General features: G+C 51.1%; 23 protein-coding genes and 2 pseudogenes. 12 read left to right on the plus strand and 13 right to left on the minus strand.

The genetic code is table 11. From position 1 onward, the window contains the following. Positions 1-166: 166 nt before the first annotated feature. Complete coding sequence (locus KRAC_RS21360) at positions 167-2,428, plus strand: sodium-translocating pyrophosphatase (RefSeq protein WP_007910649.1); 2,262 nt, start codon at positions 167-169, stop codon at positions 2,426-2,428. A gap of 253 nt (positions 2,429-2,681) precedes the next feature. After that, on the plus strand, positions 2,682-3,146 hold the full coding sequence (locus tag KRAC_RS21365) for a phospholipase D-like domain-containing protein (protein WP_007910651.1): 465 nt from the start codon (positions 2,682-2,684) through the stop codon (positions 3,144-3,146). 49 nt (positions 3,147-3,195) lie between these two features. Here KRAC_RS21365 and KRAC_RS21375 read toward each other — a convergent pair. Beyond that, positions 3,196-4,831 (minus strand): annotated as a pseudogene (locus KRAC_RS21375) (IS1634 family transposase). Positions 4,832-4,891: 60 nt separating this feature from the next. Next, a complete protein-coding gene (locus KRAC_RS21380) occupies positions 4,892-5,323 on the minus strand; it encodes a hypothetical protein (protein ID WP_007910653.1) in 432 nt (143 codons plus the stop codon). 333 nt (positions 5,324-5,656) lie between these two features. On the opposite strand from KRAC_RS21380, the gene KRAC_RS21385 reads away from it, so the two are divergent. The 5 genes from KRAC_RS21385 to KRAC_RS21405 all read left to right on the plus strand — a co-directional run bounded on the left by KRAC_RS21385 (position 5,657) and on the right by KRAC_RS21405 (position 10,566). Next, positions 5,657-6,280 carry a phospholipase D-like domain-containing protein gene (locus KRAC_RS21385; RefSeq protein WP_157506917.1) on the plus strand — a complete coding sequence of 208 codons (624 nt, stop codon included), beginning with the start codon at positions 5,657-5,659 and terminating at the stop codon, positions 6,278-6,280. 251 nt (positions 6,281-6,531) lie between these two features. Next, positions 6,532-6,819: a putative quinol monooxygenase gene (locus KRAC_RS21390; protein ID WP_007910656.1), complete on the plus strand. Its 288-nt coding sequence runs from the start codon at positions 6,532-6,534 to the stop codon at positions 6,817-6,819. Between the two features lie 69 nt (positions 6,820-6,888). Beyond that, the gene (gene ligA / locus KRAC_RS21395) at positions 6,889-8,991 is read left to right on the plus strand and encodes an NAD-dependent DNA ligase LigA (protein WP_007910658.1); all 2,103 of its coding nucleotides are present in this window, start codon (positions 6,889-6,891) and stop codon (positions 8,989-8,991) included. Between the two features lie 21 nt (positions 8,992-9,012). Continuing rightward, positions 9,013-9,984 (plus strand): phosphotransferase family protein, encoded by a 972-nt coding sequence (locus tag KRAC_RS21400; protein ID WP_007910660.1) that lies wholly within the window; start codon positions 9,013-9,015, stop codon positions 9,982-9,984. 12 nt (positions 9,985-9,996) lie between these two features. Continuing rightward, positions 9,997-10,566, plus strand: coding sequence for a GNAT family N-acetyltransferase (locus tag KRAC_RS21405; RefSeq protein WP_007910662.1), 570 nt, complete (start codon positions 9,997-9,999; stop codon positions 10,564-10,566). 12 nt (positions 10,567-10,578) lie between these two features. On the opposite strand, the gene KRAC_RS21410 is transcribed toward KRAC_RS21405, so the two are convergent. Together KRAC_RS21410 and KRAC_RS21415 are read right to left on the minus strand one after the other, a co-directional pair. After that, a complete protein-coding gene (locus tag KRAC_RS21410; RefSeq protein WP_007910664.1) occupies positions 10,579-11,013 on the minus strand; it encodes a MarR family winged helix-turn-helix transcriptional regulator in 435 nt (144 codons plus the stop codon). 401 nt (positions 11,014-11,414) lie between these two features. Further along, positions 11,415-12,707, minus strand: coding sequence for a serine hydroxymethyltransferase (locus tag KRAC_RS21415; protein ID WP_007910666.1), 1,293 nt, complete (start codon positions 12,705-12,707; stop codon positions 11,415-11,417). An 878-nt stretch (positions 12,708-13,585) separates the two neighbouring features. Between KRAC_RS21415 and KRAC_RS21420 the strand changes: the two genes are divergently transcribed. The 3 genes from KRAC_RS21420 (at position 13,586) to KRAC_RS71490 (ending at position 15,222) form a co-directional block, all read left to right on the plus strand. Continuing rightward, positions 13,586-13,969, plus strand: a complete 384-nt coding sequence (locus KRAC_RS21420; RefSeq protein ID WP_007910668.1) for a hypothetical protein — start codon at positions 13,586-13,588, stop codon at positions 13,967-13,969. 405 nt (positions 13,970-14,374) lie between these two features. Beyond that, positions 14,375-14,758 (plus strand): hypothetical protein, encoded by a 384-nt coding sequence (locus KRAC_RS21425; RefSeq protein ID WP_007910672.1) that lies wholly within the window; start codon positions 14,375-14,377, stop codon positions 14,756-14,758. Positions 14,759-14,778: 20 nt separating this feature from the next. Then, a complete protein-coding gene (locus KRAC_RS71490; RefSeq protein ID WP_157506920.1) occupies positions 14,779-15,222 on the plus strand; it encodes a hypothetical protein in 444 nt (147 codons plus the stop codon). A 57-nt stretch (positions 15,223-15,279) separates the two neighbouring features. Here the strand turns inward: KRAC_RS71490 and KRAC_RS21430 are convergent, their stop codons facing one another. From KRAC_RS21430 to KRAC_RS21440, 3 genes are all read right to left on the minus strand, one after another. Then, on the minus strand, positions 15,280-15,459 hold the full coding sequence (locus KRAC_RS21430; protein WP_007910673.1) for a hypothetical protein: 180 nt from the start codon (positions 15,457-15,459) through the stop codon (positions 15,280-15,282). A gap of 113 nt (positions 15,460-15,572) precedes the next feature. Further along, the gene (locus KRAC_RS21435; RefSeq protein WP_007910674.1) at positions 15,573-15,863 is read right to left on the minus strand and encodes a hypothetical protein; all 291 of its coding nucleotides are present in this window, start codon (positions 15,861-15,863) and stop codon (positions 15,573-15,575) included. A 1,424-nt stretch (positions 15,864-17,287) separates the two neighbouring features. Next, complete coding sequence (locus KRAC_RS21440) at positions 17,288-17,599, minus strand: hypothetical protein (protein WP_040443979.1); 312 nt, start codon at positions 17,597-17,599, stop codon at positions 17,288-17,290. A 216-nt stretch (positions 17,600-17,815) separates the two neighbouring features. Between KRAC_RS21440 and KRAC_RS21445 the strand changes: the two genes are divergently transcribed. Together KRAC_RS21445 and KRAC_RS21450 are read left to right on the plus strand one after the other, a co-directional pair. After that, positions 17,816-18,502 (plus strand): YccF domain-containing protein, encoded by a 687-nt coding sequence (locus KRAC_RS21445; RefSeq protein WP_007910676.1) that lies wholly within the window; start codon positions 17,816-17,818, stop codon positions 18,500-18,502. 238 nt (positions 18,503-18,740) lie between these two features. Next, positions 18,741-19,391, plus strand: a complete 651-nt coding sequence (locus tag KRAC_RS21450) for a cell envelope integrity TolA family protein (RefSeq protein WP_007910677.1) — start codon at positions 18,741-18,743, stop codon at positions 19,389-19,391. 32 nt (positions 19,392-19,423) lie between these two features. Here KRAC_RS21450 and KRAC_RS21455 read toward each other — a convergent pair whose 3' ends face one another. The 6 genes and pseudogenes from KRAC_RS21455 to KRAC_RS79615 form a co-directional block, all read right to left on the minus strand. After that, a complete protein-coding gene (locus KRAC_RS21455) occupies positions 19,424-20,152 on the minus strand; it encodes a M48 family metallopeptidase (RefSeq protein ID WP_040443980.1) in 729 nt (242 codons plus the stop codon). Then, a complete protein-coding gene (locus KRAC_RS21460; protein WP_007910679.1) occupies positions 20,142-23,195 on the minus strand; it encodes a type I restriction endonuclease subunit R in 3,054 nt (1,017 codons plus the stop codon). Before KRAC_RS21460 ends, KRAC_RS21455 begins: the two co-directional genes overlap by 11 nt. Beyond that, positions 23,192-24,493 carry a restriction endonuclease subunit S gene (locus KRAC_RS62155; RefSeq protein ID WP_007910680.1) on the minus strand — a complete coding sequence of 434 codons (1,302 nt, stop codon included), beginning with the start codon at positions 24,491-24,493 and terminating at the stop codon, positions 23,192-23,194. Before KRAC_RS62155 ends, KRAC_RS21460 begins: the two co-directional genes overlap by 4 nt. Beyond that, entirely contained in the window at positions 24,487-24,951 is a 465-nt protein-coding gene (locus tag KRAC_RS21470; protein WP_040443981.1) for a hypothetical protein, read from the minus strand. The genes KRAC_RS62155 and KRAC_RS21470 overlap by 7 nt, the downstream gene beginning before the upstream one ends. Then, entirely contained in the window at positions 24,948-25,616 is a 669-nt protein-coding gene (locus tag KRAC_RS21475; RefSeq protein WP_420795827.1) for a restriction endonuclease subunit S, read from the minus strand. Before KRAC_RS21475 ends, KRAC_RS21470 begins: the two co-directional genes overlap by 4 nt. Positions 25,617-25,706: 90 nt before the next feature. After that, a pseudogene (locus tag KRAC_RS79615) lies at positions 25,707-25,973 on the minus strand (restriction endonuclease subunit S domain-containing protein); the annotation flags it as partial. Positions 25,974-25,975 lie beyond the last annotated feature (2 nt).

The following is a 25,975-nucleotide window of genomic DNA, read 5'->3' on the forward strand; positions in this document are numbered from 1 at the left end:
CTATGCACCTGATAACTTTGTTGAGGCCCACACACTTCATGCCCATTCAGAGACGGCGCTCCGCGTCTAGCCTCCGGCTGATCTGAATGCTTGTCTTGCATTCAGAAAAACGCAAGTGAGTTGATCAACGCGGATCACATCACCCTCATCCCTGTAAGGAGGTATTGTGAGTAACTATTATATTTGGGTACCCATCGTCGTTGGGGTGCTCGCTATCATCTTTGCCATTGGCCTGGCAAACTCGGTCCTACGCAAGGATACGGGCACGCCCGCGATGCAAAAAGTTGCGAACGCAATTTTCCAGGGCGCCATGGCCTTTCTCAATCGCCAATATCGCACCATCGCGACGCTCGCTGTCGTTGCGGCCATTGTTGTAGCCACCGTCCTTTACCTATTTAGTAAGGGTACCGACGCTGACCGCCTCTCGCTCGCCTGGCACACAGCGATTGCCTTCATCATTGGCGCGCTCTGCTCAGGCCTCTCAGGCTACATTGGTATGTACGTGGCGGTCAAATCCAATAGCCGTACCGCCAGCGCAGCCACGCGCAGCCTGGGAGAGGCCCTGATTGTCTCGCTACGCGGCGGCGCGGTCTCCGGTTTCCTGGTGGTGGCGCTCTCGTTGCTAGGCGTCTCAATTCTCTTCACGGTCTATAACGGCCTGAGCAACCCTTCGGTGGCGCCTTCGCTCATCATCGGCTTTGGCTTTGGTGCTAGCTTTGTCGCGCTTTTCGCGCAACTAGGTGGTGGCATCTACACTAAGGCCGCTGACGTCGGCGCGGACCTGGTGGGCAAGGTTGAGGCCAACATTCCCGAGGATGATCCACGTAATCCCGCTGTCATTGCGGACCTGGTGGGAGATAACGTTGGCGACTGCGCGGGTCGTGGTGCAGACCTGTTCGAGTCCACCGCCGCCGAGAATATCGGCGCGATGATTCTGGGTGTTACGCTCTATACAGCCACGGGAAGCCCGAGTTGGATCCTCTTCCCCCTGGTTATGAGCGCATTTGGCTTGATTGCCTCCTCTATTGGCCTGCTCTCGGTGCGCAAATCGGCCGTCATTGAGCCTGATAAGGCCGCGGGTCGCGATCCTGGCGATATCGCTATGCGCCAGCTCACTATTGGCTACTGGGTTACCTGTATCCTGGCAGGTATCGGCATCTTTGTGGGCAGCTATCTCCTATTCGGCGACAGCAAAGCGGTCGGTGCCTCCGGGCTTGCCCCCTGGGTCTGGTATGGCCTATCAGGTCTCGTTGGCATTGTGCTCAGCATCGCCTTTGTCTATATCACGCAGTACTATACCTCCGGTACCTGGCGGCCTGTACGCGAGATCGCGGCGGCCTCGCTCACCGGCCCGGCGACAACCATCATTTCCGGCATCTCGGTTGGCTTCGAGTGCGTAGCGCTTCCCGTTATCGCGATTAGTTGCGCGCTTGGTCTCTCCTTCTTCCTTGGAAGCCACGTTACCTTCCCAACCAACAGCGGCCTCCCCGCGGCGATCAATCCTGGTGGTATCTATGGAACCGCGGTCGCGACCATGGGTATGCTCATGAGTTGCGCCTATGTTCTAGCGATGGATACCTTTGGTCCCATCACCGATAACGCCGGTGGAATCACCGAGATGAGCAATCAGCCAGAAGCCGTACGCGATGTGACCGATGCCCTGGATAGTGTTGGCAACACCACCAAGGCCCTGACCAAGGGCTATGGCATTGGCTCAGCCGCCCTGGCCGCGTTCCTGCTCTTCAGCGCCTATCTGGATGTGCTTTTCTCCTACACGAAAAATCCCGACGTCTACCATGTGGACCTGTCGAACATCACAGTCTTTATCGCGGCGCTGCTCGGCCTGACGCTCATCTTCTTCTTTAGCTCGCTTGCCATCCGCGCGGTCAGTAGAGCCGCGCAGAACATGATCGAAGAGGTGCGTCGCCAGTTCCGCGAGAATCCTAAGATCATGGCCGAGAAGGTTGAAGACCGCGTCGATCCTGATTACGCGCGTTGCGTCGATATCAGCACGCGTGGCGCCCTGCGCGCCATGATCCTGCCAGGAGTCATCGCCGTGCTTACGCCTATCGCGGTCGGGACGATCCTGGGTCCCCAGGCCGGTGCGGGCCTGCTCATGGTTGGCACCATGGGCGGTATCGTGATGGCCCTCTTCCTCAATAACGGTGGTGGTGCCTGGGATAACGCCAAAAAGTTCATTGAGGCTGGCTACCTACGCGTAAACGAAAAAGGTGAGGTCGTTGATTCACTCGATCCGGACGGCATCATCCTGGGTAAGAAAAGCGAGGCCCACAAGGCCAGCGTAGTTGGCGACACCGTCGGCGATCCCTTCAAGGATACGGCGGGTCCCTCGCTACACGTCTTGATCAAGCTACTGAGCACGATCACCCTGGTGCTGGCCCCGCTCTTCGTGGCCCTGCACCCCTAAGCCCAAACACGTTTTTCAGTGCTTAAGCAGGCCCTTCAGCCTCTCATTATCGGGAGACTGAAGGGCCTGCTCTTCTGTCATATCCCTCCCCTAAAGCAAGGATATCCCATGACGTGCATCACACTTTTCGCTGGATCATGCGTAATAAAAATGTGCTTTCCGCTGCGCCCCCTAAGCAGTGTATATAACATTGTAGAAGGCGTTTTCTAAAAATAAGTGGTCTGGAAGGATTTTGTACGAGGAGATATATCTGATGAAACCAATAACAAAGTTAACGCACTGGTCTATACTTATACCACTCCTGCTAACACTCGCCCTCTTACTCGCGGCCTGTAACGTGAATGGCGGCGATTTGACGGGAAGCAGTAGCAATACGTCAAATGGGTCACCTACCAGTCTCGGGACTGGTTCCCAGGACGTTCAGGTCTTTGTCGAGCCAGATGCAGGTTACCAGGTGATCACCGATGCCATTAACCAGGCACAGAAATCAGTCTGGGTCGAGATGTACCTGCTCACGGAGCGGCACGTTATCAGCGCCCTGGAAGAGGCCGCTCACAGTGGGAAGAATGTGCGTGTCATGCTTGAGGGCCATCCCTACGGCAGTGGGACTAGTTCACCCAGTCAGACCATCGACCGCTTGAACGCCGCTGGCGTCCAGGCAAAGGCTACCAATCCCGCGTTTGCCCTTACGCATGAGAAGGGCATGCCCATGTCGTGAAAAGCGTCTTTTCCAAATTATCTAAGGATACACCCCACATTCCGCAGTTTTAATCTGAGAAAAAATAGAATTGTTGAGAAGCTGGCCCCAGCAAAGAAAGGATCTGTCGATGCAGCGGCTGAAGGTGCAGAACGACCGACTGCGTGCGGGTTGTCGTGCGGATGTGCAACAATTCAACGCCTTCAAAGCATTGGAAGACCCAGCGCATCGTCGGTCGGTCGGTGGGCTTGTTGACTTGATTGGGAATGGTTTGCCCCGTTGCTGCCAATTGCTCACGCAAACGATGTTCTGCCAGACGGTACACCAACAACGCGAGCACCATGATCAAGCTCAACGCCACAATCCGTTCCGTTTTTTTCACAAAGACCGAGGAGGCCAGGAACAAGGGATCTTTGAGGAAACGAAACCCTCGTTCCACGCTGCCCTGCTCCAGGTACAGGCTGATCACCTCCTCGTTGGAGACCTGAGCATCATCCATCATATTGCTGGCAACAATGCGCACAGGCTTTACGCTCTGCGTACGCCAACAGCTTGCTTTCATTGAGGCTGACCCTGCCCGTAACACTCCAGCGCCGTCCCGTTGGTTCGGCATCACGAGCTGGACGGCCTCGCCCAAGAAAGACCGCCTGGCTCGTGATGTCCATCGAGACGTCCAACCACTCAGGGATCCCTTTGAGGCTGGCTTGCCAGGCCTGTTGTGCGTCTTCTTGGCAAGCAAACGACTTGGTACTCACATGCCACAGTTTCTTGCTCCAGGTTTCCAGTTGCTTATCGGCCTGCTTGCGAGCCGTCTGCAACGCACGCTTGATGCCATCGGCGCTTCGAACGACGATCCAGCGTTCTGGTCCTTGCTCCAACTCCATCTGCAAGCGTACCATCTGCCGTTGACCATCAGCGCTCGGCGTCCACGCCTCCTCAGCCTCTCTGAGTGCCGCTTTGGCCTCTTTGCTGGTTTCAGGAACCCGACTAATCCACTGCACGTTGGCTTGATTGAGCAGGTGCATGTTGTGCGCACTGTAGAGGCCACTATCAGCCACGTAGATGGGCGTCTCTTGCGGCTCCTGCTGCTGCAATTGAGTATGCAGATCAGCAATGACCTGAATCAGGCTCCCTTTATCGCTGCTGTTGCCCGAAAGGGGCTGCAAAAAGAGAGGGATATCCCCCTGATGCGTGGTAGCAAGAGCCAGCATCCACTGCTTGAGATCTTCGCGATGGTCACGCGAGTAGCCATGGGTGATGGCAATGACTTGCTCGTTCTCGTTGCCGTAGGTTCCATTGACCGAGAAGGAGGTCGTATCCACATGCAGATGCCTGGCTTTCACCCCAAAACGGTGACGGGCTTGATGGGCGATGCCAGCAAACAAGGTGGTCACATCCTGCTCGTAGAGCCAATCAAGGGTTCGGCCCAGGCAATCGTCATTGAGCATGTCCGCGCTGATGTCTGCCCCCAAAAGGTGGGCGACTGGCTTGTGCTCAAAAAATTGAGGAACCAGGTAGAGCTGTCGATTGGAAAAGCCCAATCCGTTGAGGATCATGGCAACTGTGGCCGTTCCGTAACTCACCGTGCGCTGTTGGGTAGGAGCCCGCGCGTCCAACCAGGCTGCCAGCCCTATTTCCTGGCAAATACCTGCGACAATTCCCAGATGATCCAAACGTTCGTTCTGGTAATCTTCAGCCTGCTGCATCGAGAGTCTGCTCCTTGCGTGTGCTGAGACTACCTTATCCAATTTCCGTTTTTCTGTCAATTACCCTGCGGAATGTGGGTTTAATCTAATGCTTTCTAGAATTTTAAATAAATCTTTTGATACTTTTGAGGAGGTATCTGAAGAGGTTGCTAGAACGAAATAATTTTTTGAGTGCTTATGAGAAACAAATTGTTTTATAAACTGTTTCATAGTCTTATGAAAATCAGAATTTACATTGGTAGAAAGATTTATTGATCTCTTAACCTGTAGATAAACAACACTTTTGTCATTTAATTCAGCTTTTAAATCGTCGACACTGTCGTTTGTCTCAAATGCCACATTTTTTATTGGAGAATTATTATTTAAACCGCCAAAATCCCTTGATATATCTTTCCCAAATAATAAAGCAACCAATAACCAAGCTGCTACACGCTGCTGATAATCAATCCCTGCATTTGTCGCCGAACCAGATGCATTAAGATTCTCTGTCATAGAAATTAGATATCTCCTTGCCTATTTTCTACAGGTGAATTATAGCACACCTTTTATGCGTCTATAGACACCAGTTTATGGAGCACTGATAGACAAATTAACAAATTCTATTATAGGTATGTATTTCTCCTGACCATTTATGGCGTTGGGGGCATATGTCGCAACCGATGCCTAATGAGGCAAGAATACTGTATATGATGCAACTATCGTCTCGTTTGCCGCTTAATCGCTTAAAGGTTGACGCTGGCAAAAAGAAACTAGCGACAAGGCGCGTTACATAACTCTCAAGTAAGCCTATATCTCTAGCCATCTGGCTATATGCTTTTTTGCTACATGGGCATGATCATCGATGGGAAGACTGCCTATATCCTCACAGCTAACATGACCCTCTCGGCCCTGGGCGGCAGTTCCAGCACGACCAACCGCGAATATGGCATTGTTGATACCAACGCACAGGATGTCCAGGGAGCGATTGATATCTTCAATGCCGATTGGGACCGCAAGGATGTGCAGGTCAATGGCTCAAACCTCGTGGTCAGCCCGATCAACTCGCGTGACGCCTTCCTCTCGCTCATCAACGGAGCGCAGAAGTCACTCATCGTCGAGGCGGAAGAAATGCAGGATCAGCAGGTTGAACAGGCCCTGATCAATGCCGTCAAGCGCGGCGTCGCGGTCCAGGTCGTCTTGCCACAGCCCCAATCGGGTAGTGATAGCAATCAGCAAGGTATTGACACAATCACGAATGGTGGCGTCAAGGTTCGCGAGTCCAGCAAACTGTACATGCATGCCAAAATGATGGTTGCAGACAGCCAGAAGGCTTTTGTGGGATCAGAGAACATCTCCACGGCCTCATTTGAGCGTAACCGCGAACTTGGAGTAATCATCGCCGATGGCAACGTGATCAATACGCTCCAGCAAACATTCCAACAGGACTGGAACGACTCCCGGGGTAGCTAACGCGCATGCCATGTGCAATTAGTTCTGATAGGAGGTGTGATACGTGCAAGTAGCCGCATACGCCAGTAGCGGGCCAGCGCACACTACACCTCCTGCCCGGTTTCAAAAGTGCATCAGCTAAGCATTTTTGCGACTACCACCCGCTTGCATTCCGTGATAGGATAGGTCAGGACCTTGCCCTGGCTACGAGGCCCAATATACCAATATATACTATGAATATTTTGAGGAGTTTTTCCCATGGAGGAGGTTTTATGATAACAGAGATCGCGATTTTTACGGCGGTTGCTGGGAAAGAAGAAGAGCTGGCCCAGGGTATTATTCGTGGGCTGGACGTTATTCGCCAGCATCCGGAATGCATCTCCGCGCATGTTACGCGTTGCATTGAGCAGCCAGGGCGCTTTATGGTCACCAACTCGTGGAGCACGCTTGAGGCTCACACCGTCGATTTCCGCGAAGGCCCCCTCTTTCCCCAATGGCGCAGTCATATCACCGGGCTCTTCGAAGGCGCACCTGAAGTCTTCCACTATCAGGCCTTTTAAAAAGAATAGATATGTAGACAACCCACAGACATTTCCCACAGACGCTATTTTTTATCAGGAGCGAGAGCCATGGATGAAGAGCAGACCATATCCGAGCAAGACCAGGCGAATGATCAGTCAGAGAGCCTCTTAGAACACGCTGGCCAGACGGAAGAGGAGAGACTCGCCAAACGCGTCGCCGAGCTACGCCACCAGATTGAGGAGGCCAACTACCAGTACCATGTGCTGGATAATCCCACCCTTTCCGACGCCGAGTATGACCAGCTCATGATTGAGCTACAGCGTATTGAGGGCGAACACCCCGAACTAGTGACCCCTGAGTCTCCGACGCAACGCGTGGGTGCGGGTCCCTTGCAGGATGTAGCGCAATATAGCCACCCGGTGCCAATGCTGAGCCTCGCCAACGCCCGCAGCGAGAAAGAGCTCTATGACTGGTACAAGCGCGCACAGAATATTTTGCCCAACGCCACTTTTACCTATGTCTGTGAACTCAAAATTGATGGTCTGGCGATGGCCCTCACCTACGACCAGGGACGCCTGACAATGGGTGCCTCACGTGGCAATGGCCTGGTAGGCGAAGACTGGACCCCTAATGTACGCACCATTCGCAGCATTCCCCAGAAGCTGCACGACGCAGCCCCCATTCCCGAGAAGGTTGAGGTGCGTGGCGAGATCTATATGTCAACGCAGAGCTTTGAGAAGCTCAATGAGCAGATGGCCGAGAATAAGCTCTTCGCTAACCCACGCAACGCAGCGGCTGGCTCACTACGCCAGAAAGATCCCCGCATCACAGGCACACGCAACCTGGATTTCTTTGGCTACCAGATTGGTTATGTACAGGGCATGCGCATCCAGAGCCACTGGGAGACACTCCAGCTCATCAAAGAATGGGGCTTCCCGCTCAATCCGCATGTGCAACTGGCGCACACACTTGAAGAGGTCATGGCCTTCTGCAACAAGTGGGAACACGAGCGCTTTAACCTCCCCTACGAGATCGATGGCGTGGTCATCAAGATCAATGATCTGGCCCATCAAGAGGAGCTAGGTGTCGTAGCGCGCGATCCACGCTGGGCCATCGCCTTCAAATACCCTCCCATTCAGGTCGCGACGCGCCTGCTCGACATCAAAGTCAATATTGGGCGCACCGGCTCGGTCAATCCCTGGGCGGAGCTTGAACCCATCAATATTCGTGGCGTGACTGTCTCACGCGCATCACTGCATAACGAAGAGGACATTCAGCGCAAAGACCTGCGCGTGGGCGACTGGGTGCTGGTACAGCGTGCAGGCGAGGTTATTCCCCAGGTCGTTAAGCCCGTCATGGAGAAGCGCACCGGGAGCGAAGAGGTCTATCACCTACCAGAGAATTGCCCCCGTTGCGGCACGGCCATCATCCGCATCCCCGATCAGGCCATGGCCTACTGCCCCAACCTACAATGCCCAGCCCGCAACTTTGAGAGCTTTACGCACTTCGTCTCCAAGGGCGCGATGGATATGGATACCATTGGCGAGAAGACCTGCGAGCAGTTAATGGAGGCAGGCTATCTCCAGAGCGTCTCCGACTTCTATCATCTAACCCGCGATGACCTGCTCGAACTAGAGGGCATCAAGGAGAAGAGCGCGAACAACATGCTCAACGCCATCGAGGCCAGCAAGCAACGCCCGCTCTCACGCCTGCTTTTCGGCTTAAATATTCGCTATGTTGGCGAGAAGACGGCCCAGTTGTTGGCAGACGCCTTTGGCGATATGGACACGCTTATGGCCGCCAGCGAAGCCCAGATCAACGAAGTACCTGGCATTGGCCCCAAGATTGGACAGAGCGTAGCACAGTGGTTCCAGCAAGAGGAGAACCAGGCCTTAATCGAGCGCCTGCGCGCGGCAGGCCTCAATATGCGTGAAGAGCGTAAGCATGTTGAAGGTCCGCTTACGGGTCAAAGCTTCCTGCTTACAGGTCGTCTAAACACTATGACGCGCACAGCGGCTGAAGAGGCCATTAAGGCTCTGGGCGGTACAATCGCCTCAGGCGTCAGCAAGTCGCTTAGCCACCTGATCGCAGGCGAGGATGCTGGCTCAAAACTGGCGAAGGCCCAGAAGGCCAAGGTGCCTGTGCATGATGAGCAGTGGCTCCTGGATCTGCTCCAGCAGTACCAGCAGTCCGAACAGGCTGTTTCCTAGCAAGCAAGGGAAGGATACACGATGCTAGAACAAGATTGGGGACGCCGCCAGGCACTTGTGGAGTTAGATCTCGCAACAATCAACACGCTGGCGCGCCCCGCCTTCCCCGGGCACCAGGTCATCGGGGCGGAGCTATTGACGGAGGGCCACTGTAACACCAACTACAAACTGACGCTTGCCGGGCTTGATGAGCCCTTTGTTTTACGTGTATACCGACGCGACCAGGCCAGCAGTCAGAAGGATTGGGATCTCTATCAGCTTATACAGGGACGGGTTCCCGTTCCACGCATGCTCTATCACGATGACTCATGCCAGCACCTGGCCTGGCCATATACCATTATGACCTGGGCAGAGGGTATCCTCCTACGCGATGCTATCGAGAAAGGGGACGCCAGGGAGCAGAGCAGCTATGGCTACGCGGTCGGGAGCGCCCTGGCTGCGATTGGCAGCTTCACCTTCCCCCAGGCAGGCTTCTTTGGTCCTGGCCTGGATGTGGAGCCCTTTACTGGCAATGAGTCATACCTGCAACTCATACGCCATTTCCTGACCACGGGACCAACTCAGGAGCGCCTGGGGCCAGAGCTTAGCCAGCGCCTCTGGAACTTTGTCGAAGCGCAACATGGCTATCTCGACGCGCTTCCGCCTACGGCGGCGCTGGTCCACTCAGACTTTAAGGGGATCAATATTCTTGTACACGAGGGAGAGGTGAGCGCGGTCCTGGACTGGGAATTCGCCTTCGCGGGCTCGCCGCTGACCGATATTGCGAATATGCTGCGCTATGAACACCGGATGCCCGAGGCCTTTGTGAGTCAGTTTCTGCGCGGCTACCAGGTGCAAGGAGGCGTACTTCCACCAGACTGGCATCGCTGCATTAAGCTGCTGGATCTTATCAGCTTATGCGAGTTCGCGCACGCCCCAGAAGTGAATGAGGTCGTGGTACGCGACGTGATCGAGCTCATGGAGCGTACGCTAGCTCAGTACCAAGAAAAATAACGAGGATATTTTATGTCATCCGTTCATATTGTAGACCTGGAAGCAAATAATAAAGCATCCGTTGAACAGGCCGCGCGCATCCTGGTGGATGGCTTCGCGGCCTCCTCACCCATGGCATGGCCCGACCTGGAGAGCGCGCAAGAAGAAATATACGCGACCTTTAGCGGCGACTGTATCAGCCGCGTAGCTACCAATGAGTTGGGAGAGGTCGTAGGCTGGATCGCGGGCCAGAGCCAGTACGATGGTCGCGTCTGGGAGCTGCATCCCCTGGTAGTGGCTCCCCACTACCAGGGGCAGGGCATTGGGCGCTTGCTCGTCGCAGATTTTGAGGAGCGCGTCCGCGAGCGTAATGGCCTTACCATCATGCTTGGCACAGACGACGAGGACGGCCGCACAAGTCTCTCAGGGAAACATCTCCTGCCCGACCTCTGGCTAAATATCGCGCAGATAGAGAATTTGGGCCGCCATCCTTACGAATTTTATCAGAGGCTGGGCTATACCATTGTAGGGGTCATTCCCGACGCCAATGGACCAGGCAAACCAGATATTCTTATGGCCAAGTCGCTGCTCGCACACGAGTAAACTAACCACATCTTAGTCCAGGGCGCGGATATTACCATGGATATGCTTGAGCACCTGGCGCAGGTGTATTCGCGTCTCACCATCGATGCCATCGAGGACGCGATCCTCAAACTCCAGGCGCGCCTTCACCAGGTCCGTCAGCTCTCTGCGCCCCCGGGGCGTCAGGGAAACAAGCGACACGCGGTTGTCATTGGGGTTAGCACGCCGCGAGATATACCCTTCGCGCTCCAATTGCTTCACCTGCCGTGTGATCGCGGCTCCATCCACCCCCAGGCGTAGCTGCAACGCTGCCTGGCTTACCTCGCGCTCATGTAGTAGCTCGCTCATAATCAAGATGCGCGCCTGGCTCATCCCAAGCTTACGCTCAAAGACACGCATGGCATCGATATAAAGACGTTTAAATTGCACCAGCAATGTCTCGGAATCTTCGCGTTCTTGCGGCTCCATATCTCCTCCGTTGGCCCTCCCCGCACACTCAGGGGGTAAGCAGTCACGTACTGCTTATGCGCTCTGGCAACTTTGACGAGCGCTGATCTTCATATGTTTATTCGCAAACTGGCATGCATCTATTTATTTTTACTGAAGGCGTCACAAGCCGTCGTTATCTGAACTATTCCTGTTGCTATACACTATAATGCAAGCGAGCGTTGAAGTCAAAACAATGGCCGCTTTACCTGCAGGGCTTTCCTAATTCCCCCTTCGACGCCTGACTCGGCTCGCAAGCTCGCCTTCAGGTAAGGGGTGTTTGATGGCGACCTGGCTTTGCCAGGCCACCATCAAACACCCCTTACCCCTGAACGCCGCAGGCGCGAAAGGCCAGCTTCGGCGGATGCCTCAAGCTTACGATCTTAGACGTACTGCATCTCGGTGTAGCGCGCGCGCAGCTTATTGACCTGCTCTTTGACCTGCTGGCCATGCACCGCGTCATGCATCAACTGCGCCAGCTCGCCCATGGCTTGCTCATCCATGCCATAGCGCGTCATCTCGGAGACACCGATACGCAGGCCGGAGGGATTGCGGGGATCCTCGTCGCCGGGGAGCATGTTGTAGTTCACGATGATATCGTTGGCCTCCAGGCGCTTGGCAACCTCCACGCCCGCGCCAAATTGTGCGACATTTACCGCGATGATATGGCTCTTTGTGTAACCAAAATCACGGGCCTCCACTGGCGTACCCAGTTCATCGAGGCTGCGACCAAGCGCCTGGGCATTGCGCACGATCTGCGCGGCATAGTCGCGCCCATACAGCTTCATTTCGCGAGTCGCGACCAGCAAGGCGGGCAATGTATGCAGGTGATGGTTACTGGAGGAGCCTGGGAAGACGCCACGGTCGGCAGCGGGCCAGAACTTCTTCTCGCCCTCTTCATCCAGGTTGCCCAGGATCACGCCGCGCTGTGGGCCGGGAAAGGTCTTGTGGGTACTACCAGTGAGCCAGGTCGCCCCCTCGCGCAGGGGATCCTGGAACTGACCACCAGCGATCAGGCCAAGGACATGTGCCCCATCATACAGCAGTGGAATATTCTTCGCGCGACAAGCCGCCGCGACCTCGCTGACGGGTTCGGGGAAGAGGAAGAGGCTCTTGCCCATGATCACCAGTTGGGGCGAGACACGCTCGATCAGCTCAATCGTCTTCTGCGCATCGACGTGATAGTGATCCTCGGTCAAGGGCAGATAGTGCAGGTTTACCGACTTCTCGCTGCCCAGCTTGAGCACCTGTCCGCGATTCTGGATACGCCGACCAAAGACGCCCACCGGGCCGTGACTGATATGTCCGCCGGCGTCGGTCGAGTTGGCGACAACGGTATCGCCACCGCGCAAGTATCCAAGTGCGATGGCGGTATTAGAAGCGTTGCCGCTGATGGGGCGGACATCCGCCTGGCGCGCTCTAAAGAGCTCCATGATCTCTGTACGCGCCTGGCGCTCAATCTCGTCAATATAGCGCGTCCCTTGATAGTAGCGATTCACCTTGCCCGGCTCGTTAGGATGCCCCTCGGCGTAGCGCCCCATAAAGTCTGAATTTTGCACGCGGCGCACCGCCTCACTGGGGGTGTTCTCACTGGCAATCAGGTTAATCGCCTGGCGCTGACGCCATTGCTCCTGCTGCTCCAGAAGCTGTTCAATATCATGTATATCTATGGTCATATGTTTTTTACTCCCGTACAGTAAAAGCAAAGACTGCGAAATATCCCTTTCAGTATAGCAGCAGAGTGTAGGGTCCCACAATAGAAGATATTGATTGAAACACGTTCAGATTTGTTGATTAAAACATATGATCCTGCTATACTAAACCTATTCAAGCATCTATTTCCGCTTCCTCTTCCTTCCTTCCACACTGGTTTTTAAGCACCTTTACAGCCCTCTAATTTGCCTATATGTTACACAAAATCACACAGAATACAATGTTATTTGCTGTCAAAACTGCCGTCATTTTTCTATATTGTTTATCACGTCTATATTGTCTCTCCAAGCGGGTTTATTAAATCTGCCTTGTGCTTTGTTGGTGTGAAATCTGTGATGGTATAGATTGCTTTCGTAGTCTAGCTCCCAGGCATTTTCTGCCCCTTATGGTTCCCAGATAGTTGACACATACCAAATATGCTATACTCTTCACAAGAGAAAGTGTCGTTTATTCTAATTCATGGCGCGTTTCTCTCAGATAATTTGTCCATATTGGCTTGAGGGGCGCTTTCAGCAGATTGGCCTCTCGCATAAAGTGGCGTGACATCTTATCTCATCTATTCAACGCTGTTCAGAAGCGGTGAAACGGCTCATCTTTCTCATATAAAATAACGCGTGCCTCTCGGGAGCTACTTCTGGAGCAGCTTGATTTTATGCGAGCATAACCTGGCGCAAAGCCAAAGAGAGAGATGCTGAAAGGCAAAACGAGCCTTCAAAGCTTTAGCGCTAATGTTACGCCAGGTTATGAGAGAAAGCTCATCCTCTAAACGGGCTTGGCAGCGTGGCAAGTTATATGAGAAACCCGCCAAGATTACTGATAAATGACAGAAAGGAGCTTGCCTATGTCTACGTATGAGGATCGATTAGACGCCCTGGAGCAGAAAGTTGCTGATATTCAGCTAGAACGCCTCTATGAGAGGAAAGTAGCGGCACAAAGCACCTCTTCTGAGCAATCGTATGATGCCAGACAGATCAATCATCGCCTTACCATGCTTCTTGGTGTTACCACTACTCAGGAAGAGGATCTTAGAGAAGTAAAAAAGCGCCTGATAGCCCTGGATGATCGACTCAGTGGCGTTGATCAGCGCATGGAGAGTCATTTTGAGGCATTAGAAAAGCGTCTCAGTGGGCTGGAAACGAAGTTTGACGAACATTCAACAATACTTGCTCAGCATACAACACTGCTCACCCAGATACTGGCGCGCCTGCCTGAAAAATCCTCATAGCATAGGCAACTTCTTTCACTAACACAAAAGCCCCTGGATCAAGAATCTTTCTGATCCAGGGGCTTTTGTGTTACTCGATGGAGAGGAAAGCTACAGAGATAACTCCCAGTATCAGCCCTATGACCTGGTAGCCATTTATAATAACCCACGTGGTGAAGAGGCGCGATAGGCAAAATTCTCATGCTGGGAAGCATATGCCTGCTTGTATGTTTGGTAACTAAACTGTACCTTTCTGCATAGCCTTTGATGTAAAAATGATGTACATCAATCATGCCTTTTCACCTCTCCATCATTCTCTGTAAATTTTGGAATTCCAAAATTTACAGCCGATGTCGGCGCATTTTATGACAACAATCATGGCGGAAAAACGCCAAGAATTCTTCCAGTCAAAGGACACGAATCACCATGGTTACGATTACTGTTCATGAAGATTGCGGCAATGCGCCGAAGAAATTATTCCTGAAAGATTTTCTCGTTGCGGCCGTCAGCAACGACAGTGCTTTTGTTGCCCGCAACACGACCGACGATATCCGCTGGAACCTCGTTGGCGGCCGGTGCATCAGCGGAAAACAGGACGTTCTTACAGAACTTCGACGGTCGCGAAGTGATGAGGTTGCGGAACTAATCATCAAGACGATCGTCACGCACGGATACAATGGTGCTGCCGATGGATTCCTGAAGTTCAAAGACGGGAAGACGGTCGCTTTCTGTGACGTCTACCAGTTCCGTGCCTCAACGAACAATGCGCCCATAAAAGCGATAACAACGTATGCGATTGCGCTGGCGTAAAGGTAGGCAATCAGTCAGCCTTGATTACCAGAAAGCACGGAGAAGAGCCTGAGACGCATTTGTTCTTCGTGAAGCATATCCGAACATTCGGCTTGAAACTGGCTGGTTCTGGAAATGTATCCGGGCATTCAACATCAGACTTGCGCCGAATAATGAGCGCTGCATTTACAAAAACGGTGTGCGACAATCTGCATGTAGAGCGGATTCTCAGCCTGTCACCAGTTGCCTTGCTCAAGATTGAGGGCAAAGGTGCAGGTTTGAGGGCAAAATCCGTTCACATTTCAGGTCATTTACCAGGTTTGGATGTGTATCGATCCATCAGCGATACTGATCATGTCTGCCTCCTTGATGGGAATGTATTCGTTCTTCCCTTTCAAAGAGGCACATCTCTCAGCTTATTTGCTACAGAGTGCTACCTCATTGCGCATGTCGTGGGGTTTGCGTCCCCGCCCGGCAACCAGTAGCAGCAGTACTGCCAGCCCTCGCTGATTGAAGCTCTCGACAAGTTAGGTCGCTGTTTATCAGCGAGGGCCTGTCTGCTTGCCAGCCCCGGTGAAGGTCGATCCAGCGGAAACGGTGAGAAGCGCTTTGGTACTTCTCACCGCATCTACTCGTTCATTGGTCAATTTGGCAATCTTTTGGAGATATCCCTGCTCTGCTTCTTTTAAGCTGCGCAGGACCACTTTTGGGGATACTCCCATGCGAGGCAGCCTCCCTGCTTTTGATGGATTCAGTCTCCCTCCTCTCCTTCCGCTTGGCAAGCCAATGGCATTGCCCACTCGTTCCAGCCTTCTAGACACTTGCATAGACTAAGCTACTTAACGAGTAGCAACTGAAATGTCCGATTCTTTCTAGCGGCATGCCCATTCTCGTATGTACCCGTCACTACTTCGATCACCTTTGGGCCAACTACCCCACCATAAGCAGAAACCCACCCCTGTGCTCCAGCGTCTCCAATAGAGGCGATCTGGCAGGCATCCGCTACATTAGTATCAAAAGTAATGTGGAAGGTACCCTCGCCGATGTGATCTACCTGTTGTACACCAGAACTATGAAGCAATGCGCCAGCGGTGTCGACCACTGCGTACCCGATTACCTGAGACATTTCCCAATCTCCTTTTTCTGTAAATCGTTTTATTCCATGAGTAGTGTCTTACTCATTCAATAGGAGGCTAAACAAGCGATAGAATATAAAAACATTTCTGCGCTTGCTATACGAGACAATTCATCACAGAGCATACCTATTTCTGTGTGCTCCTGCTCGTTTCAGCTTCACCGCCCACAGAATGGTCAAAACTTTGCCTACCAATTCTCAAGACACTCCGTCATATGAGTGTTTACAGGGGTACGCAGTCAGTTTGAGCAAAAAAAAGAAAGTGTTTTTTGGCTTCTACAGCCACTTCAGACTATTTTCATCTCGTTGTTTTTGCTCATTTCGACGACGCACCTCTGTCAAGCATCATAAGGCGATGTGTCATTCTCAACATTTACAGTTTAGCTATGAAGACAAAAGGGAAATATAAATTAGGCGTATTTGTGGTTTGACAATCTCTTTGTCCTGATCGGAACGTTTATGGGTCAATGACTGGCTGGACTGCTTATGGGTCAAAATAGCAAAGTAGTTCATTGGCCTGATGAGCCACTTGAGACAGCAGAGCTAAGCCGCTGATTCGAGAGGGAATCATTCAGTCGCATGCTTCTTGCTCGACTACAAACCGTCTTTTTGCCACTTTGAACCATATCCCGTCCGGTTTGAACCAATTACTGTCCTCGTAGTCCATGCAGAGACGAACAAAATAGCTCATCTCTGCATGAATGGACCAATGGACACGAATTCTGTCAAAAACCGCGCCACAGTCACGGATATGCGTCAAAAGCTGAACTATACCGATTTTTGGCGTGGTTCTCGACTGGCTTGACAAGCCAACTACTGGACAGCTTATGCGTCACTGGCAAGGACAAATCGGTTGTCAAATCACAGTATTGACATGTAAATCCCAACATTGAGTGGCTCTTCCGCCAATCTGATGAATCGGGTCCATGCTCTCCTGGAGAAGCTCCCTTCAAGAAGCTCGGAAGAGCACCCGTTTACGGAGTGTCTGGAAGTTTGCTCTTCCATACCCTAACCTTTTCAGCAGCTTGAGGCGGGTAATCTGGCCTTCCGTCTGTCCATTGCTCTGTAAATGCTGAGAATCAGTGGGCGAAATTTTGATAATTATGCGGGTAAGCGATCAATAGGGAGGAGCCAAAAGAGCCGTAAGAGGCAACTCATTGCACGGCACATCCATGTTCCTGCACGCTCATGCTCGTTTTACCGCCCACGTAATTGCCAAATTTTCACCCACCGATTCTCAACATTTACAATGCATTGTAGCGAAGAGAGGTAAACTCAGAATGAAAATCTCTTCTTCTGCTCCGAGGAAACAAGCGACCTGAATCACCAAAAGTGTACCAGATCCCGAAATTGCGACAATCAACAGATTTTTGAAAGGTGTGTGGTCGAATTGGGCAAAAAAATCACCTTCTGGCCTATCCTCCTGAATCTAGCTCAGAAAGACGAAATTCCCCATCCAGAGGGGCAACCCACAACAAATTTTCGTCATCCTCTGTCATATCGGGATCTCCCAGGCCAAGGAGATCGAGTTCCGAGTCAAATTGTGCGATAGATACCCAGTTCGGGATGAGACAGATGGTGTTGTCGTGAAGCATCACTTGACCACGTATTTGAATGCGCACGGCCACCTGATATTGCTCTGTGTAGAGGAGTGCTGCGTGACGTATAACGTCGATGTGTTTGGGAAGGGGCAGCACGACGGATTCTTTTATGCCCAAAGCACCCATGACATGTCCCCTTATCTGTAGAAGTGATAGTACCATTATAGCCACCTGTTGCCCCTGGTGCCCACTGTACAGGAGGATTTGAAGGTGCTGCCCCAGCCGCAAAGTAGGATCTGAAGAGAGCAGAGTAATAGTAAATTCATATTGTAAAAAAGATAAACTCTTCCGTTTACCTCTACATAAGCTTATTTTTATCTCTATATATAGAAAGAAGAAAGAATGAATACTCCACAACAGCCCCCAGAAGGAACCTATCAGCCTCAGCCTCAGCCACAAGTACACTATCAGCAAGCACCGCAATATGTCGTCCAGCAGCCTCAGCCACCACAGCCACACTATCAACAACCAATGATGCAACAGCCCTATGGACAGCCTGCTCCTCTACTCTATGCTCAGCAGCCTTATATGCAACCTGCGCCGGTGATGGTCTCTAACGTCAATGTCAACATCCAGGGGAAGAGCGGACCTGGCTTTCTCGTGCGAGCATTATACTTTATCTTTATCGGTTCCTGGCTCGGCTTTCTCTGGCTTCAAATCGGTTACGCGCTGTGTGTACTCGTTGTCACGCTCCCGCTCGGCTTGGTCATGCTCAATAACCTGCCCACAGTGCTCACGCTCAGGCCGCGAAGCAACAACACAACAAGCGTCAACGTCCAGACGGTAGCAGTACAGCCCGGCATGCCTGGAGCGCCCGGCGTGATGGTGAGCAATGTCAATGTGAACGTGGGTGGGACGCAGCAGACCAGCTTCCTAGTCCGCGCCTTGTACTTCGTCTTTATCGGTTGGTGGCTCGGTTACTTCTGGGCGTGCCTCGGCTATGCCCTCTGCGTCTTTATCGTGACACTGCCACTTGGATTGATGATGCTCAATCGTTTGCCGATGGTGATCACGCTCAAAAAGAATTAACCCGTTTTTTTATGACTCCTGGCCCCGGTTGGCTGACCGGGGCTTTCATCGCCAAAAAGCAAGCACTTGTGTTCAGATTTCTCACTCGTTCGTCGCCGTACAACTACTTTGCGGCTAGTGTGACAGCAACTTTAACTCCACCCCAAATAACTTCTGTAAGATGTGACGGTGTGACTTTGATGCTCCAACTTTTTTCTCGTAGAGGAGAAATCCGATTTCAGTAAGGAGGCATACGTAATTGGACAAGATTCCGTTTGAAGAGCAACGTGTAATATATGAACTTGTCGAATTTTGGAAAACTGGGGAAGAGCCTCGTGACCTCATCATACACATCGATAGATTGTCTGGCTCATGGGGAAGTGGCTTAGGCGTCAATATCTTTCGAAAAGTGTATGCAGATTTACGTGCGAATAACCATAGGAAGCATGGAGCCGAACTTCAACAATTCCTTGAGTCAGAGTACCTCCGATTAGCAGAAATACATGCCGAACAACAAGCACGAGCACGGGAAAAAGCAGAGGCCGCCCATAAAGCACAACAAAGAGCTAACGCTGAGCGAAGAGCACAACAAAGAGCTGAAGCTGAGCGAAGAGCACAGGTAGAAGCAGAAGAACATGCAAAGCGCAAACAGAACGCTAGAGCTAACTTCGAGGCATTGGGCAAGGAAATGGAGGAAACAACGGACCGTGCAGAACTCGTTAGGTTGGGAATAGAGCGAGCCCATTGGGCATTATATACCGGGATTCGTTACGATTATGAAAGCCACTGTTGGCACTGTACACACCACATCTCTTCAGCTATACAAGCTCAATGCCCAGTTTGCACCTACTATATTTGTAGCAACTGTGGTTCCTGTTTTTGTGATCGTGATAAGCGTATAGGCCTATAAGGCCCTTGAGTATTAAGGGCCTTTCTCTGGACTCAGTAATCCCAGGTTTCATGTCCCAGTGGCGCCCGGTTGAGTTCCTCACGATAGTGCTGCCAGAGGGGCATGAAGCTGTCCATATATGCGATGAAGCGCTCATTGTGGTGGCGTTCGAGTAGATGCACTAGTTCGTGGACGATAATGTACTCCAGGCACTGGACTGACTTTTTTGCCAGCTCAAGGTTGAACCAGATACGCTGGGCCTGAATGTTGCAGGTGCCCCATTTGGTTTTCATCTGCTTAACGCCCCACTCGGCTGTCTCTACGCCAATGATGCCCTCCCATTTTTCGACCAGCGGGGCGATCTCTTCTTTGAGCTGCTGACGATACCAGGTGGTTAGAACGCGTTCGCGCTGAGCTGTATCGCTGCCAGGACGCACATACAGGTCAATGAATTTTTTGTTGCGGACGTCGATGGCTGGCGGAGCATCACGATAGATGACGTTAAGCAGATAGCGATGCCCCTGATAGTAGTGGCTCTCGCCAGAGACAAACTCGCGTGCTGACTGGCGTTCTTGCTCCTTGAACTTTGTCTGCTGGCGCTTGATCCATGCAAGCCTCGAAATAGTGAAGAGGCGAACTGCTTCATCATTGACACGTAGCGGCGCGGCCACCCTTACCCGGCCAGATGGGGGGTAGACCCCTAAATGTAAATTCTTGATGTTTTTGCGTACAACGTCAACAACGAGATCATTGATGGTAATCTGGTGCATCTCAGTACTCATTTTGCTTTTTGACGATATCAAAAATGCGGATTGTCTCCCTCTCAACCTGGTCTTTCTCTATCTCGTTAGAGAGGGTGTTACGAATCGCGTTTCTCACTTCCCTTTCTTTCATTATATTGCCACGCCAACTATCCTTTTTCGTGCGCTTTATGGCGGTATCAAGTTCAATGGCGAGTTGCTCATTCTTTCCCAGGTTATCGTAAAGCGCTTGCTTGGCGCGAGTATTAAGCGAGGGTGGATAGGCGCTGGCGCTGGCAGGTTGTTGCACCTGCCTGACAAGGTCAGCGATGCGCTCCAGGTATTCCTGGTAATCTCGTGCTTGACTCTGCCGCTCTTTAATCAAGGTATCGAGGAGTTCTGACATCTTGTCGTAGTACATAGGATTGGTTGGGCGTTCGTCGATAATGACCCGGCGCAGGTTGTTTTCAATGGTTTCGGCCATGGCTTCTTTATTCTTACGAAGCCCCTCGGGCAGACTCTCCAGCCCATTCACGCCTTGCTCTACAATCAATTGTACCAGGGTCAGGTCGTCAAATACCGAAAGCTTCTCGCTCTCTTTGGCACGGATATAGGTGTCGATGAGATGACGCATGGCTGGCTCATATACTTTTAGATCGATGTAGTCGCCGCTGGCCATCTTGACCTCTATGCGCACCTTTTCATAGTAATCGACCTCGCGTTTGATCTCCTCAATCTCCTGGGGACTATACCCTGCCTTTGGCATCTCGTTAGCCAGGTTGGCATAGGCGCGGATCAGGGCTGCGGTGAGTTTGTAGAGCATGATGCGTTTGGGCTCGTTCTCTTTTAGCTCCTCTGGATTCGCCGTGTCTTTCCCGCAGAAGTAGCGTATATAGTCCAGCGTCTCTTTGGGAAGCGTAACCGGCTCACAGAGGGCTTTGATTGCCTCGCGGGCGTCTTCAAGCCGTTCCCGACCTTTCTCTACGCGATCACTTAAGAGACCCTCGACATCCTCCTTGTCATAACCATCCAACGCGCCCGAGGTATACTCGTGAACCGAGCGTTGCAGGCTCTTGAAGAGGTCCTTGTAGTCGACGATGAAGCCATATTGTTTGTCCTCACCATCCAGGCGGTTGACGCGGCAGATGGCCTGGAAGAGTCCATGATCACGCATCTGTTTGTCAATGTAGAGATAGGTCGCTGGGGGTGCGTCGAAGCCAGTTAAGAGTTTGTCCACGACGATCAAAAGTTTCAGCTGCCCTGGATCGTCAACGAATTTCTTTTTGACCTCTTTCTCAAAGGCTTCGGGGGTCTTGTTGCCCAGCATCTTGTTATAAATTTCGTATTGCTTCAGCTTCTCGGTATAGCCTTCGCCTGTCTCCTCACCCTTGATATCAGCAGGAGATGGTTTATACGAGGTCACGATGGCACATTTGTCAAAGCCTCGCTCAATGAACATCTCGTATACCTTACACGCCTGATAGATGCTGTCCGTGACGAGCATAGCATTGCCGCGGCCGCTTTTCAGACGGTCCTGGGTCTCCATGTCAAAGATAATATCATCGACAATCATGCTGAGCCGTTCGCGCGAGCTATAGATCTTTTGCATGGTGCCCCACTTCTGCTTCAGTTGGGCTCGCGCGACATCATTGAGGCCGCTGGTCTTCGCCTCAAACCACTGATCAATTTTCTTGGGCGAGACAAGATGTTGGTCAATGTCACGTGCCTCGTAGCGCAGATCCAGCACAACATTGTCTTTGACGGCCTGATCGTATTTATAGGTGTGAATGTAGGGACCGAAGACTTCGATGCTTCTTTTCTTGTCGCTCTTCAGGAGGGGGGTACCGGTGAAGCCAATGAACATGGCGTTGGGCAGGATGGCTTTCATGGCTTCGTGCAGATCACCCGATTGCGTGCGGTGGCACTCATCGACGAAGACATAGAGGTCGCCCTTGGCCTTGAAACCAGGGGGTAAGTTCTTTTGGATGTCCTCGATATACCCTCTCACATCACCCTCTTCCTTGCCCGCGAATTTATGGATAAGCGAGCAGAGCAGCCAGTGGGTGGTCTCGTTGAGCTGGGTGATGAGGTCTTTCCCGCTTTTTGTGCGGTAAATCTCTTCGTTGACGCCTTTGAAGACCTTCTCAATTTGCTCGTCCAGCTCAGTGCGGTCAGTGATGATCAGGACGCGCGCATCCGTCCTATGCTCGCGAATCCACTTGGCAAGCCAGACCATGGTCAGACTCTTGCCGCTGCCCTGGGTGTGCCAGATAATGCCACCCTCGCGTTGGCGCACGCGCTCCTGTGCCGCCCGGACGCCAAAATACTGATTATGGCGACACAGCTTCTTTACGCCTGCGTCGAAGACTATAAAATCGTGGATGAGCTCTAAAAAGCGCTGCTTCTCGCAGAGCTGGAGCAGGTGCCGGTCGAGCAGGTTCTCGACCTGGCTCTCCTCTTTCCAGGTCAGGTAATACTTCTCGGACGTCTCGATGGTCCCATAGCGCAGCCCCTCAGTATCATTCCCTGCCATGATCAACTGCATAGTGGTGAAGAAGGGGCGAATAAATAGCTTCTTCTGGTTGGCCAAATTCTGTCGAATGCCCTCGCTCACCGAGACAATTGAACGCTTGAGTTCAAGGACACCCAGCGCGATACCGTTCACATATAGCACAATATCGGGGCGCTTGGTGTTCTCACCCTTGATAGTGACCTCTTCAGCGATAGCGAAGTCATTCTTGTGCGCATCCTTACCCCAAGCGATCAGCCAAACTGTTTGGGTATTCTCGCCGACATCAGCCTTGACCTTTACACCATAGCGCAAGAAGTCATAGACTTCTCTATTAATATCATAGAGGCTGCGATTCTGATCCTTGGCCACCTTATTCAGTTCGTACAACGCTCGTTCGATCAGATCCTTGCTGTAACCTCGTTGCTCTAGGGAGGCGCGTAGTAACTGTTCCTCGATGTTACTATTACCAACTCGATCCCGCCAGTTCCCCAGGTACCTGTATCCCAGTTGCTTTGTAAAGAGCCTGACCACGCGATTCTGAGTTGCGCGTTCCCGCTGGCCAACTGTACTCATGTTAACCTCGTCTTCCCTGTGAGTAACTCCTGCAACATCCCCTGTTTCAGGGCATGTGTCTTCTCACGCCTCTGCTCCAGAGCGGCAAATTCAGCGTCCATGTCTGAAAGAATGGTGGCAATGGCTTGTTGTTCTTCTAAAGATTGTGGAAAGGGGATATCTAGACCTGTAATATCCCCCGTATTAACGTAGATCTGTGTGCCTGGTTTGGCTAAGGAGACAATTTTATCATGTATTAAATTACTATTAATGATGTAGTATAAATAACCTGGCAAAACTTCATCAAGTGGTTTAATTCGCATTGATCGTTGATTAAAGACATATTTATTATCTTCTTTGATTAGTAAAACTCTACCAATAATTGCCCCTACTGACGTTTTGTCATTTAATACCATGCACAATTCATCCTGATTAAGGATGAACTTTTTGATTTCTTTGTAATGTTTCCAATCGATGTAAGAATTAGTGTCTATGTAATTCCCGTCTATGGAGTAGTTACCAATTGATATTACATTTAGTCCTTGGTTTCGATTAAAGTATCTTTCCAACGATGTCCCATTTTGGTAAAGGCACACTTCACCCAATTTCTTTACTGTCCAATCCTCTGGAATCATCCCTGCCTCGGTTTGCTTGTAAACTGGGTTTCTTATTCCAACGAACCCTGGCAACCGTATCTTTCCCGTAAGAAGCTGCTGTGTTGTAGCCTGCTTGATATCGCGCTTCTTGGCGATGAGTTTGTCCAGCGATGCAGTCAGGACATCTACATCGCTTAGAGCCTTGGCAATGGCGATCTGTTCAGATTTGGTCGGCACAGGAATCGGAATTGAATAAAAATCATTATGATTTAAATCAGGTATTGTGCTCGCCCCTGCCCTTGTGAGTATAATATTTTGCGTGCTATTAAGGTGCAGGTAGTAAAATAGAAACCCCTTGTCGAGAATGGCTTTATCGTAATTTATTTTAAAAAAATTGTTGTGAAAGACTCCTTCAACCCCAGAAACAATATAACCAGTATTTCCGGTTCTGGTCATTAGAATATCATCTTTTCCACAGCAAACTGCTGAAGTGTAATTATCGATATATTCAGCTTCTTTGCTGCTGTTTAAGTACTGTATGGTAATGTATACTTTGGAATTATTTGTTGGTTTTTTTGATCTTTTTTCAATTGCGATTTGTAAGCCTTGGTTTACTCTAGAAACATCTCTAAAAGTTTTGAGTTTCCAATCTTCCGGTATTATTCCAATCTCGGTCAGCCTATACCCTGGCTTAACATCACTATTTTGTGTACTTATTACCATACAAAACCTATCTTTCTCAAATGCTCATCTATTCTATCGCTCAAGGCTTCAACATCTTCAGAGAGTTTGGGCAGAGGAGCAACGTAGTGCTCGGCGAGAACCTTTATGCGCCTAGTCAGGGCCTGAGAAATTTGGTTCAGTTCACCTTGCACGTCGGAGGTGAGAGTAGATAGCCATTTGTCATCGACAACAAGAGTCCTTACTTCTTCCTTGGTTAAGGTTTGATACTTGATAGCTATTTTGATCTCAAGCTCTTTCTGGGCTTCTTTGGCGATATTCGCGTACGCGCGGATGAGCGCAGCGGTGAACTTGTAGAGCGCGATGCGTTTGGGTTCCTCGATGTTACTATTGCCAACTCGATCGTGCCAATTCCCCAGGTATCTGTATCCCAGTTGCTTTGTAAAGAGCCTGACCACGCGATTCTGCGTCGCGCGTTCCCGCTGGCCGACCGTGCTCATGTCAGTAACCTCGTCTTCCCTGTGAGTAACTCTTGCATCATACCCTGTTTCAGTGCACGTGTCTTCTCGCGCCTCTGCTCCAGGGCGGCAATTTCAGCGTCCATGTCTGAAAGAGTGTTAGCGATAGCTTGCTGTTCTGGGATTTCTGGTAGAAGAATAGATATATTTTTTATACTGTTCTTAGATATTCCATACACAGAAATGCCAGTAGCAGCTTTCTTCAGCGCGTTATTAAAATCAGGGATATACTGCAAATAACCTTTGAAGCCATCTGCCAATACTGTTTTATCCCCTCTAAGTAGAAAAGTATGTAACCCTGCTACAACCCTATGACCAGTAACGTTCTTTATTTCTATGCTAATGCCAACTCCATCATAGTCTTCAGAAGCATCTGCCATAACTAAGTCGCCTTCTTCTAGGAAGGGAACATTTTTTACTTTTTCCTTCGAAATTAAGGGAATTTCACTACTTGAGCAATCTAGAAATGATCTCCATTTCGTATGTATATCTCCGTAGTGTATATACTTAATATCCCCATTCCCGGAAAGGTCATTTCTTGAGTTATTAGCAGTGCTCAAGAACTGAAATATATCTTCAAGGCTCCTCGTTTTCCATTCCCCACTAAACCCAGGCAATCGCGTCTTCCCCGTGAGAAGCTGCTGCATCGCCGCCTGCTTGATATCGCGCTTCTTGGCGATGAGTTTGTCGAGCGAGGCGATCAGAGCGTCTACGTCGCTGAGGGCGGCGGCGATGGCGCGTTGTTCGGGGAGAGGGGGAATGGGAATAAATAATCGTTGTTTAATCACTGAAGGATTGATATTAGCCTGACTAACCGCTTTAGTTGCAAGAAGCTTTAATTTGCGCTGTCCAGGCTCAGAATTCAAAAAATAGCTTACAAACGCAGGAATCACGGATGAAACTAGTCGAAATCGGACAAGGTACGACGCAAATACATGTTCACCTACCAGATTGTATGTAGCTGTCTTTCCAACCAGCTCAAAGCTGTTGGTCCTATTGATCAATA

It is taken from the genome of Ktedonobacter racemifer DSM 44963, from assembly GCF_000178855.1.
GTDB lineage: Bacteria > Chloroflexota > Ktedonobacteria > Ktedonobacterales > Ktedonobacteraceae > Ktedonobacter > Ktedonobacter racemifer.